16 protein-coding genes are annotated in these 13,192 nt (G+C 47.7%); 14 read left to right on the forward strand and 2 right to left on the reverse strand.

Features of this window, described 5'->3' with window-relative positions:
• Nucleotides 1-39: 39 nt before the first annotated feature.
• Both MJO57_RS05210 and MJO57_RS05215 read right to left on the reverse strand, forming a co-directional pair.
• Nucleotides 40-1,080 carry an IS1595 family transposase gene (locus MJO57_RS05210; protein WP_252017335.1) on the reverse strand — a complete coding sequence of 347 codons (1,041 nt, stop codon included), beginning with the start codon at nucleotides 1,078-1,080 and terminating at the stop codon, nucleotides 40-42.
• A 160-nt stretch (nucleotides 1,081-1,240) separates the two neighbouring features.
• Nucleotides 1,241-2,233, reverse strand: coding sequence for a substrate-binding domain-containing protein (locus tag MJO57_RS05215; RefSeq protein ID WP_256493321.1), 993 nt, complete (start codon nucleotides 2,231-2,233; stop codon nucleotides 1,241-1,243).
• Between the two features lie 112 nt (nucleotides 2,234-2,345).
• Here MJO57_RS05215 and MJO57_RS05220 point away from each other — a divergent pair, with 112 nt between their 5' ends.
• The 14 genes from MJO57_RS05220 (at nucleotide 2,346) to MJO57_RS05285 (ending at nucleotide 13,160) form a co-directional block, all read left to right on the forward strand.
• Complete coding sequence (locus MJO57_RS05220; protein ID WP_252023496.1) at nucleotides 2,346-3,359, forward strand: ISNCY family transposase; 1,014 nt, start codon at nucleotides 2,346-2,348, stop codon at nucleotides 3,357-3,359.
• Nucleotides 3,356-3,706, forward strand: coding sequence for a transposase (locus MJO57_RS05225; RefSeq protein ID WP_252023506.1), 351 nt, complete (start codon nucleotides 3,356-3,358; stop codon nucleotides 3,704-3,706). Before MJO57_RS05220 ends, MJO57_RS05225 begins: the two co-directional genes overlap by 4 nt.
• 723 nt (nucleotides 3,707-4,429) lie before the next feature.
• Complete coding sequence (locus MJO57_RS05230) at nucleotides 4,430-4,999, forward strand: ProQ/FINO family protein (protein WP_252023508.1); 570 nt, start codon at nucleotides 4,430-4,432, stop codon at nucleotides 4,997-4,999.
• 294 nt (nucleotides 5,000-5,293) lie between these two features.
• A complete protein-coding gene (locus MJO57_RS05235; protein ID WP_252023510.1) occupies nucleotides 5,294-6,067 on the forward strand; it encodes a calcium/sodium antiporter in 774 nt (257 codons plus the stop codon).
• A 48-nt stretch (nucleotides 6,068-6,115) separates the two neighbouring features.
• Nucleotides 6,116-7,465 (forward strand): IS66 family transposase, encoded by a 1,350-nt coding sequence (locus tag MJO57_RS05240; protein ID WP_252023512.1) that lies wholly within the window; start codon nucleotides 6,116-6,118, stop codon nucleotides 7,463-7,465.
• On the forward strand, nucleotides 7,399-7,629 hold the full coding sequence (locus MJO57_RS05245; RefSeq protein WP_252023514.1) for a transposase: 231 nt from the start codon (nucleotides 7,399-7,401) through the stop codon (nucleotides 7,627-7,629). Before MJO57_RS05240 ends, MJO57_RS05245 begins: the two co-directional genes overlap by 67 nt.
• A 263-nt stretch (nucleotides 7,630-7,892) precedes the next feature.
• Entirely contained in the window at nucleotides 7,893-8,054 is a 162-nt protein-coding gene (locus MJO57_RS05250; protein ID WP_252023516.1) for a hypothetical protein, read from the forward strand.
• 60 nt (nucleotides 8,055-8,114) lie between these two features.
• A complete protein-coding gene (locus MJO57_RS05255; RefSeq protein ID WP_252017335.1) occupies nucleotides 8,115-9,155 on the forward strand; it encodes an IS1595 family transposase in 1,041 nt (346 codons plus the stop codon).
• Nucleotides 9,128-9,499 carry a RimK/LysX family protein gene (locus tag MJO57_RS05260; RefSeq protein ID WP_252023518.1) on the forward strand — a complete coding sequence of 124 codons (372 nt, stop codon included), beginning with the start codon at nucleotides 9,128-9,130 and terminating at the stop codon, nucleotides 9,497-9,499. Before MJO57_RS05255 ends, MJO57_RS05260 begins: the two co-directional genes overlap by 28 nt.
• Before the next feature lie 135 nt (nucleotides 9,500-9,634).
• Nucleotides 9,635-10,021, forward strand: coding sequence for a flagellar basal body rod protein FlgB (gene flgB / locus MJO57_RS05265; RefSeq protein WP_252023520.1), 387 nt, complete (start codon nucleotides 9,635-9,637; stop codon nucleotides 10,019-10,021).
• A gap of 1 nt (nucleotide 10,022) precedes the next feature.
• On the forward strand, nucleotides 10,023-10,439 hold the full coding sequence (gene flgC, locus MJO57_RS05270; RefSeq protein WP_252023522.1) for a flagellar basal body rod protein FlgC: 417 nt from the start codon (nucleotides 10,023-10,025) through the stop codon (nucleotides 10,437-10,439).
• Nucleotides 10,440-10,482: 43 nt separating this feature from the next.
• On the forward strand, nucleotides 10,483-11,121 hold the full coding sequence (locus tag MJO57_RS05275; RefSeq protein ID WP_256493234.1) for a flagellar hook assembly protein FlgD: 639 nt from the start codon (nucleotides 10,483-10,485) through the stop codon (nucleotides 11,119-11,121).
• A gap of 65 nt (nucleotides 11,122-11,186) precedes the next feature.
• Nucleotides 11,187-12,404 (forward strand): flagellar hook protein FlgE, encoded by a 1,218-nt coding sequence (gene flgE / locus MJO57_RS05280; RefSeq protein WP_252023526.1) that lies wholly within the window; start codon nucleotides 11,187-11,189, stop codon nucleotides 12,402-12,404.
• An 18-nt stretch (nucleotides 12,405-12,422) separates the two neighbouring features.
• Entirely contained in the window at nucleotides 12,423-13,160 is a 738-nt protein-coding gene (locus tag MJO57_RS05285; RefSeq protein WP_252023528.1) for a flagellar basal body rod protein FlgF, read from the forward strand.
• Nucleotides 13,161-13,192 lie beyond the last annotated feature (32 nt).

Genomic DNA, 13,192 nt, shown 5'->3' on the forward strand with positions numbered 1-13,192 from the left:
TTCCAGAATTTTCAAATTTCAACAGAAGCATGATAACGGCTAAGTTACCGTTAATGGTTGGAAGCACCAATGTTCAGTAATTCTGCTGATCAACCGGCCAACAGTTAATTTTTTTGCTGCCGTCAGTTCTCGCCTCCAGGCCAGATAATGGGGAAGGTAACGAGTTGCAACCCCTTGGAATACGCCGCCAATCCAGCGTTTTAAATGACTGTGATAAGAATTTACAGTCTGGATGTGGTAGATGCCTTCAACAACATGTTGACCTGCTGATGTCACCAGCTCCTTGAAGACAAATCCAAGCTTGTCAGCAAGTTTTTCGTGAGCGAGGTGTGCATCCGCACAGACCGTGGCCTGTATCGATATGCGGCCATTTAAATGCCTGCACAATTCATTAGCACTTTCGTTTTCTAATACACCGTCAACGGTATTTCGATTACGGTCCCGAGCCACCATTACCGGGACTTTTCGGGCTTTGTTGGGATCATTACCCCGCTTTCGGGTTGGCCGTGGAAGGCCTTCTCTTTGCCCTTTGAAGGATTCACGGAAAAATGTTTCATCAAGCTCAGTAATGCCACAAAGCTCTTCTGCTTGATCATTATTAATCACTTCAAGAAAGCGGTGACGCCAGCGGAACGCAGTTTTCAAGTCAATGGCATTCTCAGCAGCAGCTGGTCGCAAGACCATAGAGTGAGTCATACCTGCGAGGTACTTGTTCCATTTTTCAGGGTGCCTGAGCCTTGCCAAAGGCGTTCCACTAAAGGCGTTAAACGTTGAGTCGCAAGTCTTGCAGTGGTAGCGCTGTCGGCCATTTCGTATGCCCCAGCGACCAACGCTATGGCTTTTGCATTTGGGGCACCTGGGGTTTTCGGCAAATTGGGCAAGTATGCTCTTTTCTACGTCAGGTGTTGCATTATCGTTATTGGGTATAGATTCACTGTAAACAGGTTCAGAGTCAGTGGTTTCTACTACCTCGGTAACCTCTATTTGAGTACTAAGGAGCGAGTTGTTAAGAATGTCTCGCTGTTCACTGGTTAATGTTGAAATGGAATCAATAAAATTCTGGAAGAGTTCAGATTGCATATCACTCCCCTACAACGTAGATTTTATGGGAGTTTAGCTGATTCAACCATTAACGGTAACTTAGCCCATGATAACGGTGAACAGGCTTACAAATATTGATCCAGCTCAACACCCATGTAACAGTTACACGACTCAGTAAAAATCACTATTGGCTATTTTTTCAAATTGAACGATCCAGAACACTGCTGCGCTCCACAAACGTTGGCATCATGACTTGCCCCGCAATATTTTCCCCGCTGCCCCGGCTCAGGCTGATAGCCAGCCTTGTTGCCTGCTGCGCCATCACGGAAATGGGATAGCGCACCGTCGACAGTTTTGGATGCAGGTAACGGGCAATAACCAGATCGTCGTAGCCAACCACAGAAACATCCTGCGGGCATGTCAGCCCATTTTCCTGGAGACCGAACAGTACGCCTGCTGCCATTACATCGTTGTAGGTCACAATTGCTGTTAGTGGCAAACCGTTTGCCAGCAGATCGTAGACACCCAGTCGGCCTCCGTCTTCAGAAGGTGGACAGGCAACGATATAGCGATGATCCAAATCAATATTGGCTTCCGCCAGGGCCATCCGATGCCCCTGGAGTCGATTGTGTGAATCATCAATGAATTGCTCCGAGCATAAATAGGCAATATGTCGATGGCCTTTTTGTACAAGGTAGCGGGAAGCAAGGTAACCACCGTGAACATTATCAAGGGCAATGCAACGGTGGGCTATGGACTCAATGTAACGGTTAATCAGAACAAATCCCGGAATCCGGCTGGCAAAATCCACCAGAACATCATCGGAAAGCCATTTACTGTGGACAATGGCGCATTCACAACGGCCTATCAGCCTTTCAATGGCCTGGTACTCTGACTGCTCACTGTAATGACCATTATGGATCAACAGTTGTTTATCATGGACTCTGGCTATCTGATCAATGCCTTTTAGCATTTGTCCGAAAAAAGGCTCTGAAACGTCCGAGACAACAGCACCAATTGTGGTTGCTGACTGTCTGCCAATCACCGGACGATACCCTAACTTGCGAATAGCCTGCCAGACACGCTGCACGACTTCTTCGCTGGTTTTGGCAGAACGGTTCACGACCCGGGAAACCGTTGCCGTTGAAACATCGGCCTCTTTAGCTAGTTCTCGTCCAAAAACACAACCAATTGAAAACTGTAGATTTTATCCTGAAAAATTAAGTGGAGCCCTACTGCTATCTGGCGACTAAACTTCCCAAGAGCAAGAAACATAAGGGATTGCCAAAAACAGAGGACTCCAAATGCGCAAAAAACGCAACCCGCAGTGTAGTATGGAACTCCATTACGTACCTCATGAAATCTGCTCCCAGCTTTCCGGTATCTCGCAATGGCTTGACGCCCATCCACAGTTCAATGACTGGATTTATGAGGACTTAAGTTCTGGTGATAAACAGAACACTGGGCGGAACGGACTATCAGCAGAATCCGTTCTTCGTGCGGCACTCCTGAAACAGTATTTGAATTGTGATTATGACTACTTGTCGTTTGTTTTGATGGACTCCATGCTCTTTCGAGACTTTTGTCGCCTCGAACCAAACCAGCGCCCCAGTCGCTCCAGTTTGCATGGGCTCATCAGCCTTCTTACTGCATCTACATGGGAACGGATTAATAACTGTCAGCTAATGACCGCTAAAGATCAGGGTATTGAAAAAGGGCGCACTGTGGCTATTGACAGCACAGTCACCGAATCGGATATCAAACCTCCTTGCGACAGTGATCTTTTAGCCAGTTCCGTTAAAGAAATTTGTCGGCTGCTGGAACGGGGACAAACACTGACAGCGACACCGCTTTATGAATATACCCATCACAACCGAGCCGTAAAAGATGCGGCCAGAAAATGCATCTACGCTGGCAAAGAAGAGCGGCATCAGCATTATAAAAAACTGCTGCAGTTGACCCGAAAATCCCGGAAGGTACTTATCGAAGCTACTGTCACGCTAGCAAACGCCCGTCAGCAGGGGCAGTGTCTCCTGGCTGATGATGCCGACAAGTGGCAGGCCGATGTGGATCACCTGTTACCCCTGGTGGATGCAATAGTCTCCCAGACAGAGCGCAGGGTCTTTAAGGGTGAAAAGGTGCCAGCCCAGGAAAAAGTGGTTAGCCTGTATGAACCCCATACGGATATCATCGTAAAAGACAGGCGGCAAGTACAGTATGGCCATAAACTGAACCTGGTTCAGGGAAAAAGTCGATTGATCCTGGACCTGGTTATTGAGGAAGGTAACCAGCGGATTCGGACCAATTCATTCCGATGATGGAAAGACAAAAAGAAATTTATGGTCGTGTACCTCGCCAGACAAGCGGTGACGGCGGATACGCGTGTCGCGCTAATTTGGAAAAAGCCAAGGCCATGGGAATCAGCGATGTAGCTTTTAATAAGAAGCGCGGACTTGAAGTCGAAGAGATGACTAAAAGTCAGTATGTGTATAAAACGCTCTTTCGCTTCCGGGCAGGTATTGAAGCGGGAATTTCGTGGCTAAAGAGATGTTTTGGGCTATCACGTTGCCACTGCAAGGGTTCTGAGCGTTTTGATTCTCATTGCTGGTTATCGGTGGTCTGTTACAACCTGGTGATTCTGGCCAGACACCCGGCACCATCCTGATAGCCACCTCCACGCTACATGAAAGTACCTTTCCAGCATGGTGGGAGGATGTTTTCTGCCTGCTTTTCGCGTTTTTCTCCAATATCCGTCCCAGATTAGAGAAAAAAAGGGAAGAGTTTTTGCGGCTCTCTGGAATTTCAGGAAATATCAAAACGCACGTACAATCTAATTATGATTGCCTGATGCGTTTTTGGACGAGAACTAGCTACGTCTTTTATGGAAACCATCGGCAATTCAATTACATCTGAAACTTGGAAGGCTATATCGTATGCGCAGAAACAGGAAGGGAAAAGTCAATTAAGCGGCTGTCGCGCGTGCCCTGAAACGATTAACATCCGCCGGTTTCAGTGCCGCAACCATCAAATATCACAACCGTCCACACCTATCGACAACAGCTCGGCAACAGCACCCGAGCCTCCCGGATCTTCAATACCAGCCGGATGCCTGATACAGTTTGCTGACAAATTACACTTTTATGGCGGTGCTGAATCCGTCATTATAGTGTTCCCTTTAGCCCAGGAGCCTGACCGAGAATAGACTGCCCTACTGCGGTGGCAGCAAATTGGTCTAACAAGTCGGAAATTTTTAGCAAATAGAACCACTATTCACTAAAAATTTCCGACTTTTTATCCTCAATTTTCTGCCATCCTCGCTACGGGCGCTATTCTCGGTCAGGCTCCCAGGCTGCTGGGTGTTGGTTTTCAGGGGCGTCTCAGGCTAGTGGTGACACTGCTTTATTACTTTTCCGAGATGCCCGGAGTTATGCGGGCAAGGCAGTCGATGACAGCAGAAAACAGTAATATTTCTGACCAGAGCAACCATGAACAGGAAATGCAGCTGGCAACTGAACAGGATGGCTCCGCCATGAGTCAATCGCTTCCGGAAGAGGCCAGGAAAATTCTTGAGAGGCTGCACAGTCGGCCTGATAGTGACGTAATGAATTCGGAGGCGCTGCGCCTGGTACGAATTATCTGGCCCGGCGCGTTCAATGTTTCAGATCCCCGGCCCCTCAAGATCGGTATTCACAAAGAGATGGCAGAAGCAAAGTTGCTGCCGGCATATATTATTCCTGTAGCACTGCGATTTTTTACGTCCATGGATCGCTATCTTGAAAAAATCAAGCCTGGCGCTATCCGGATTAACCTTCAGGAGCAGGCGGCAGGTCGAGTAAAACTCCGCGAAGCAGTCGATGCAGAAATCAAGCTGTATACCAGGAGCAATGACTTTATCCCTATGCGGGATCTGGTCATTATCAAGAAGGTTCGTCTGCTTTCTGTGAATAAGCGGTCTTGAGATAGATAATCTGTGCTGAGTCGGTATTTTTTATAAGAAAAGTACTTACTCATAGCGCATTAAAACGACTTCCCTCCCTCTCTGTAATCGCTATAATCGGCCTGATATTGAGGGAGTAGCCTGCCCCGGCCATTTTCGGCTGACCGGTGTATACATCAACATGCATTGACCTTTTGGTCATGGTGTATACGATGTTTGCTAACGAGCAACATTTGGCCAGACTCAGATGATGGATACCAGCAAGAGGGCCTGGTGTCTGTTATCTGATTGCCATGCCCTCAGTGATTCCTGCTCATGATTTCCATTCTCCAATTTATTCTGGCAGTTGCTGTCGGTTTTGCTTTGCTTTGCTGGAGTGCAAATCGTCTCGTTGAAGTGGCATCTACCCTGGCATTTCGTCTGGGCATGCCTCTGTTGACCATTGGTGTTACCGTGGTTGCTTTTGGTACTTCTGCTCCTGAGTTAATGGTCTCTTCCGTTGCGGCATTTAATGGCTCCGGCGGGATCGCCATTGGCAATGTGGTTGGCTCAAATATCGTCAACATCGGCCTGATTCTGGCGATAGGTGGACTGATTGCTCCTCTGGTCGTTAAGGCACGTATTGTCTATCGCGAACTCTCTATCCTGCTGATTACGACCGTAGCTGCTGCTGTGATGTTAATGGACGGTAGATTAAGCCTGTTGGATGGGATTATTTTTTCCGCTGCATTTTTTACCTACAGCTGCTATTTGCTGAAGTCTTCAACCGGACAGGAAGCCGAGCAGGATATCCCCGTGCTACCGATCAGTACTCCCCGGGCCTTTGCAGAGTCTTTGATTATGCTGTTGCTGCTTGTGCTGGGTTCTCAGCTCCTGGTCTGGGGCGCTAAAGGTATTGCCTTGGCGATGGGAGTCAATGAGCTGATTATTGGCTTGACGCTGGTAGCTTTTGGCACCAGCCTTCCTGAACTGGCGGCAGTGGTGGTCAGTGCCCGGAAAGGACTGCACGATATGACAGTGGCTACGGTTATTGGATCTAATATCTTTAGTAACTGTTCAGCACCCCCACATAAATCTGGAATTTTCTGATTTTTATACCATCCTCTTAAGCACCATTTTTCCACAATATTCGCCAGCATGATTCCAGAACTACCCGCAACTATGTCGGCTGAGATTCTCTTGAAAGAGAATGCAGAGCTGCGGATGAGAGTTGCCTGTCTGGAAGAGCGATGTCGAGAATTGGAAGAAAAGGTTGGCAAGAACAGTCAAAACAGCAGCAAGCCGCCATCGTCTGATGGTTATCAAAAACCTTGTAAAAACAGTAATTCTCCAGATCATTCTGACGACCTTTCCGCAGATAAAGGTACCGATCCATCGGATGAAAAACCCAATCCTAAAAGTCTGAGACAGTCTTCTGGTAATAAAGCCGGTGGAAAGAAAGGGCATCAGGGCACTTGTCTTAAACAGGTCGATATCCCTGACTATATTGAGTACCTTCCGGTTAAAGAATGCAATAAATGTCAGGCGTCTCTTCTTGATAGTGAGCCGGTCAAATATATTGAACGACAGGTGTTTGAACCAGGGAGACCGGGTGAATTTGAAGTAACGGCCCATAGAGCTGAAGTAAAAATCTGCACTTGTGGTTGTCGGAATCAGGCTGAATTCCCGGAAGGTGTTACCGCTGCCGCACAATATGGCTCAGCCACACAGGCTATGGCCGTCTATCTTAACCAATACCATTTCCTGCCTTTTAAGCGCGTGTCAGAGTATTTTAATACTCTCTATAAAATGAGTGTAAGTGCAGGCACTGTCGCCAATTTTGTGGCCAGAACCTATGAAAATCTGGCTTCTACTGAAGAGGTTATTCGTGACGCCTTGCGGGAATCGTCTGTTGCCGGAGCCGATGAAACGGGTATGCGGGCCGAGGGCTCTTTGCACTGGCTACACGTTATGCGGGATGAACAATGGACGCTCTACTACTTGTCTGAAAAGCGAGGTCGTGAGGCCATGGACACGATGGGCATACTGCTAACATTTGCAGGCGTTCTGGTTCATGATCATTGGAAATCCTATTTTGCATATGCGGCAACTCACGTACTTTGCAATGCCCATCACCTGAGGGAGCTTTTGGGTGTTGTTGATAGGGACAGCAATCAACTGGCGTTGCGATTGATGAAGCTACTGAGGCTTTCCTGGCATTACTGCAAGGGCTTTAAGACCATAGGTATGCTACAGATGCCAAGTGTTGTCTGTGAACGAATCGAGAAGATTTATGACCGGTTGCTTCAGCGGGCTCTAATGAAAGAAGTCGTCTATATGGAGAAGCAACGAGAGGAGCTTAAGCGCAAGAAAGTCAAGAATACTAAACTTACAATCTCTTCAAACGACTCACTGAGTTCAAGGCTGAGACACTGCGCTTCATGTCAGATTTTACCATTCCCTTCGATAACAATGGCAGTGAGCGGGATGTTCGAATGGCCAAGTTAAAGCAGAAAATCTCAGGCTGCTTCAGGAGTGCAGACGGTGGTTCTATGTTTGCACGGATTCGCAGCTATTTGTCGTCTGCCAGAAAACAGGGAATGGACATATATCAATCACTTCATAGAGCTGTTCGGAATTACTGTAATATGCCTTTGCTCAGTGCTGAATAGTTACATCTTTTTTTGGGATGTCGCCATTTACCTACTGCTGATTGGATATTTTCAGCGGTTTAATTCCACATACTTATAGTTAAGGAGAGATTAAGAAGTTTGCCTTCATGGAGGAAGATATGTTGTATTCTCCTAAGGGGGAGTAGTATGTCGCAGGATTTCTATTATTTGTAGTAATAATATTCTCCCTACCGATGTCCACCTCCTCTGCTGCCAATACATCAGGAGGGTATTCCGTTGGCAACCTGCTTCTGTTCAGATATTTGGAAACAGTCACTCGCATTGATCATCAGTTCGATACCAACCTGCTGGCACTGATTGACTCTGGCGCAACTACCTCTTCGATGGACGTTATCGATATTACTCACGAAACTATTGGTAATAACCGGTACTGGGTAAGGTTCAAGATCTTGATAGGCGGCTAAGTTACCGTTAATGGTTGAATCAGCTAAACTCCCATAAAATCTACGTTGTAGGGGAGTGATATGCAATCTGAACTCTTCCAGAATTTTATTGATTCCATTTCAACATTAACCAGTGAACAGCGAGACATTCTTAACAACTCGCTCCTTAGTACTCAAATAGAGGTTACCGAGGTAGTAGAAACCACTGACTCTGAACCTGTTTACAGTGAATCTATACCCAATAACGATAATGCAACACCTGACGTAGAAAAGAGCATACTTGCCCAATTTGCCGAAAACCCCAGGTGCCCCAAATGCAAAAGCCATAGCGTTGGTCGCTGGGGCATACGAAATGGCCGACAGCGCTACCACTGCAAGACTTGCGACTCAACGTTTAACGCCTTTAGTGGAACGCCTTTGGCAAGGCTCAGGCACCCTGAAAAATGGAACAAGTACCTCGCAGGTATGACTCACTCTATGGTCTTGCGACCAGCTGCTGCTGAGAATGCCATTGACTTGAAAACTGCGTTCCGCTGGCGTCACCGCTTTCTTGAAGTGATTAATAATGATCAAGCAGAAGAGCTTTGTGGCATTACTGAGCTTGATGAAACATTTTTCCGTGAATCCTTCAAAGGGCAAAGAGAAGGCCTTCCACGGCCAACCCGAAAGCGGGGTAATGATCCCAACAAAGCCCGAAAAGTCCCGGTAATGGTGGCTCGGGACCGTAATCGAAATACCGTTGACGGTGTATTAGAAAACGAAAGTGCTAATGAATTGTGCAGGCATTTAAATGGCCGCATATCGATACAGGCCACGGTCTGTGCGGATGCACACCTCGCTCACGAAAAACTTGCTGACAAGCTTGGATTTGTCTTCAAGGAGCTGGTGACATCAGCAGGTCAACATGTTGTTGAAGGCATCTACCACATCCAGACTGTAAATTCTTATCACAGTCATTTAAAACGCTGGATTGGCGGCGTATTCCAAGGGGTTGCAACTCGTTACCTTCCCCATTATCTGGCCTGGAGGCGAGAACTGACGGCAGCAAAAAAATTAACTGTTGGCCGGTTGATCAGCAGAATTACTGAACATTGGTGCTTCCAACCATTAACGGTAACTTAGCCTTGATAGGCCGTGATGGCCAAGGGCGAAAAGTTACCTTGCTCAAACCTGTTAAGCGTTATATCCATGTATTAACCCATAACGGTAAACCACAAAAACGGCCAGTAATCGAAACTACTATTAAATTTGGGAGTATAAAAACGACCACCGAGTTCAGCCTTACTTCACGATCCAACTTTCCCCAGAGTATATTGTTGGGCAGAAATACTCTGAATGATCTGGCTGTAATTGATACGTCCAGAAAGTTCATATTGAAAGGCTGCCCGAAAGAAAAAAAGTTGTTTCTCTCGACTGAATTTATTGCACATGTAAATGGGAAAGAGAGCATCTTGTCCCGCCAATAACAGTGGTATGCCTTAATTGATAAAGTATCGCCATGGTTTACAGATAACCTGATATGTTTTGTACATTCGTAGAATTTTTTTGGTTTTGCTCTACTGCATGGCATACGGAAAAATTATTTATAGGGCAGGCTTAATATGGCTATCAGTTTCGAAAAAGTGTTAGGCGTACATCCACAGGCACTGGCATTCCGGGGGGTAAGGGCTGAAGTTCTGGCCGGTAATCTTGCCAATGTTGATACGCCGGGGTTCAAGGCTCGGGATATCGAATTTTCTGCTGTGTTGAATCATCAATTGCATCAGCCAGAAGGTGCGGAAGCAGCTCAGCAGGCCTTAAACCTGACGGCGGATACCCAGTCGTTGATGTATAGAATTCCCCACCAACAAAGCAGTGACGGCAATACCGTTGAGCTTGGGGTCGAGCAGTCATCGTTTGCCCGTAACTCCCTGGATTTTCAAACCAGCCTGACATTTGTCAGAAAAAAACTGAGCGGACTTGAGTTGGCGATCAGGGGAGGTATGTAGCATGTCACTGAATAACCTCTACGCAATTTCCGGTTCAGCGCTTAATGCGCAAACGGTCAGGTTGAACAGTATCGCCAGTAACCTGGCCAATATGTCCAGTGCCGGCAGCTCTCCGGAAGCTGCATACCGGCCATTGCGGCCTGTTTTTTCTACGGTGTATGACCAGCTTCAGAATGGTGGGCAGTCTGCCCAGGTCACCGTAGACGAAGTGTTCAGAATGCCCCCCAGTGATAAGAATCGCCGTTATGAGCCGGGCAGTCCCTTGGCGGATGAGTCTGGCTATGTGTATTACCCGGACATTAATGTCATTCAGGAGATGGCAGATATGTTATCTGCTACACGCAGTTATCAGAGCAGTATGGAAGTGATGGTCAGCGCCAGAAAGTTACAGCAAAAGCTGTTGTCACTGGCTGAGTAATGAATGATTCAGATAACCCATGGATAAGTGTTAAAGGTGCTATGTGACAGGGATCAGTCCGGTAAATAATGCTCCAGGTTCGTCAGTTCAACCGTCTTCAAGCTCCCTGCAGGTGGATCAGAATCAGTTCATCGAGCTCTTTGTAGCCCAGCTGAATAACCAGGATCCTTTAGCGCCCCTGGACACCAACCAGATGCTGACACAGCTTTCCCAGATATCGTCGGTAGAGAGCCTCAACTCCATTGATGATCGTATTGATGGGCTTATCAGCTCACTCCAGCAGTCACAAATGTTAGGGGCCTCACAGCTGGTGGGTAAAGATATAAAAGTCAATACCAATCGAGTTGAGCTTGACCAATCAGGTAGTGTAACGGGTGAAGCGCAAATACCGGTAGCGGCCAATGATGTATTGATCCGGGCCTATGATATCAATGGTGTACAGGTTGCCTCACAGTCTTTGGGATCCCATGGCAGTGGGAAAGTCAGCTTTACCCTTGATGATATCAGCCCGGGACAATACACCATAACCGCCACGGCGGTCAGTGGTGACGAGGCTTATGCAGCAGGCGTTACGCTTGGTGGGCGCGTATCCGGTGTTGAAGCCACTGGCGCAGGAACCTATTTGAAACTGGCTAACCTTGGTACCTATCCACTGTCATCGGTTCAGGCCATCTCGGAATAAATAGCGCTACTCAGCAATGGAGATGTTGAAACCATTTATGGAAACAACGATCAGGGAGGATAAACATGTCTTTTAAAATAGGGCTCAGTGGACTCAATGCTGCCCAGCAGGATCTTCAGGTTGTCAGTAATAATATTGCCAATACCAATACTGTAGGATTTAAAAGCTCCAGGGCAGAGTTCGCTGATGTTTATGCTTCTTCGGTAGCCGGTGGCAACAGTCAGGTTGCGGGTGTTCAGGTGGCAGACATCAGTCAACAGTTTGCCCAGGGAAGTATTACCTATACTGAGAATGCCCTGGACATGGCCATTAACGGTCAGGGCTTTTTCATGGTGAGCAACAATGGTGAGCTTTCCTATTCGAGGGCGGGTTATTTCTCACTGGATGCCAATAACTATCTGGTCAATAACCAGGGAATGAACCTGCAAGGTTATTCTGCTGATGCTTCAGGCAATATTCTGGCAGGAACCCAGACGGATTTAAGAATTAGTCAAAGCACCATGCCAGCCCAGGCAACCAGTCAGGTGAGTAGCGCAGCAAACCTTGATGCCCGGGCATCATTGCTTGCCGGAACGATTGATACCAGTGATCCAGGGACGTTTAACTCAACCATGGCGTTTGATGTGAATGACAGTCTTGGTGCGTCACATACCGTCAGTCTTTATTTTGCCAAAACGGCGGATAATACCTGGCAGGTAGACCTCTACTTTGACAATGCTTCCACCGCTGATCTCAGCCAGAGTATCACCTTTAATAGCGATGGCAGTCTGGCAACACCGGCTGGTGGCTCGATAACGCTGGGTATTACAGCTGGAGACTCCCGTCTTGCCGGGGCTGGTGCCATGAACATGGATATTGATATTTCAAGATTTTCCCAGCTGGGTGCAGACTTTTCTGTCAATCAGGTCGCACAGAATGGCTACCCCCCCGGTTCTCTGACCGGCATTCAGATTACCCAGGAAGGTATCTTGCAGGCGTTGTACTCCAATGGTCAGACCCAGACGCAGGGGCAGGTTGTATTGGCTGACTTTCCTAACGACAGTGGACTTATTCCCATGGGTGACAGTTTATGGCAGTCCAGCTTCGCATCAGGAAACCCATTAGTTGGCACTCCTGGCTCAGGTATTATGGGCTCTCTGGAATCGGGTGCTTTGGAACAGTCAAATGTCGATATCTCTTCACAGCTGGTAAGACTGATTGAGGCTCAGAGTAATTATCAGGCCAATGCTAAAACCATAGAAACCAGCAATAACCTGACTCAGACCTTGATGAATATCATCTGACGGACACATTGATTACCTATGGATAAGGTGCTTTATATCAGCTCGGCCGGGGCAAACCTGGCCATGCGGGCCCAGCAGGTTCATGCCAATAATCTCGCCAATAGCAGTACACCCGGTTTCCGGCGTGACTTTGTCAGCAGTCTGGCTGTTGAGCTTCAGGGCGATGGCCTTGGTAGCCGGGTAATGCCTGTTGCCCGAGGCCTTGGCAGCAGTTTTGATGCGGGCATTATGGAAACTACCGGCAGGAATCTGGATGTCGCCATTAACGGGGATGGCTGGCTAAGTGTCGAAACCGCAGCTGGTACCGAGGGCTATACCCGTTCAGGGCAGCTTCAGGTTACTCCGGATGGACAGCTGGTTATTGCCGGAGGGTTAGCGGTGGTGGGTGAAGCAGGTGCCATACAGTTGCCGGAATTTCAATCTATCGATATTGGTATAGACGGCACAATAACGATAATTCCCCCCGGAGGGGCCAATGAACCGGTTCTAGTAGGGCGGCTGAAGCTGGTTAACCCGGAGCCGGGCGAACTGCAGAAGTCCGCAGATGGGTTGTTTGTTGCCACTGCTGGGGATGAACTGGATGCCGACCCAGAGGTTCGCCTCAGAACAGGCTACCTGGAATCGAGTAATGTTAATGCGCTCAATGAAATGGTGTCGTTTCTCTCATTGAGCCGCCAGTTTGAAGCGCAGATGAAAATCATGAAGGCTGCCGGTGATATGGCCTCCTCAGGTGACCGTTTGGTCAGAGATCAATAGTCGTCTGATACATAAAAGACAGGATAGGGAGA

Source organism: Endozoicomonas sp. SCSIO W0465, assembly GCF_023716865.1.
Lineage (GTDB): Bacteria > Pseudomonadota > Gammaproteobacteria > Pseudomonadales > Endozoicomonadaceae > Endozoicomonas.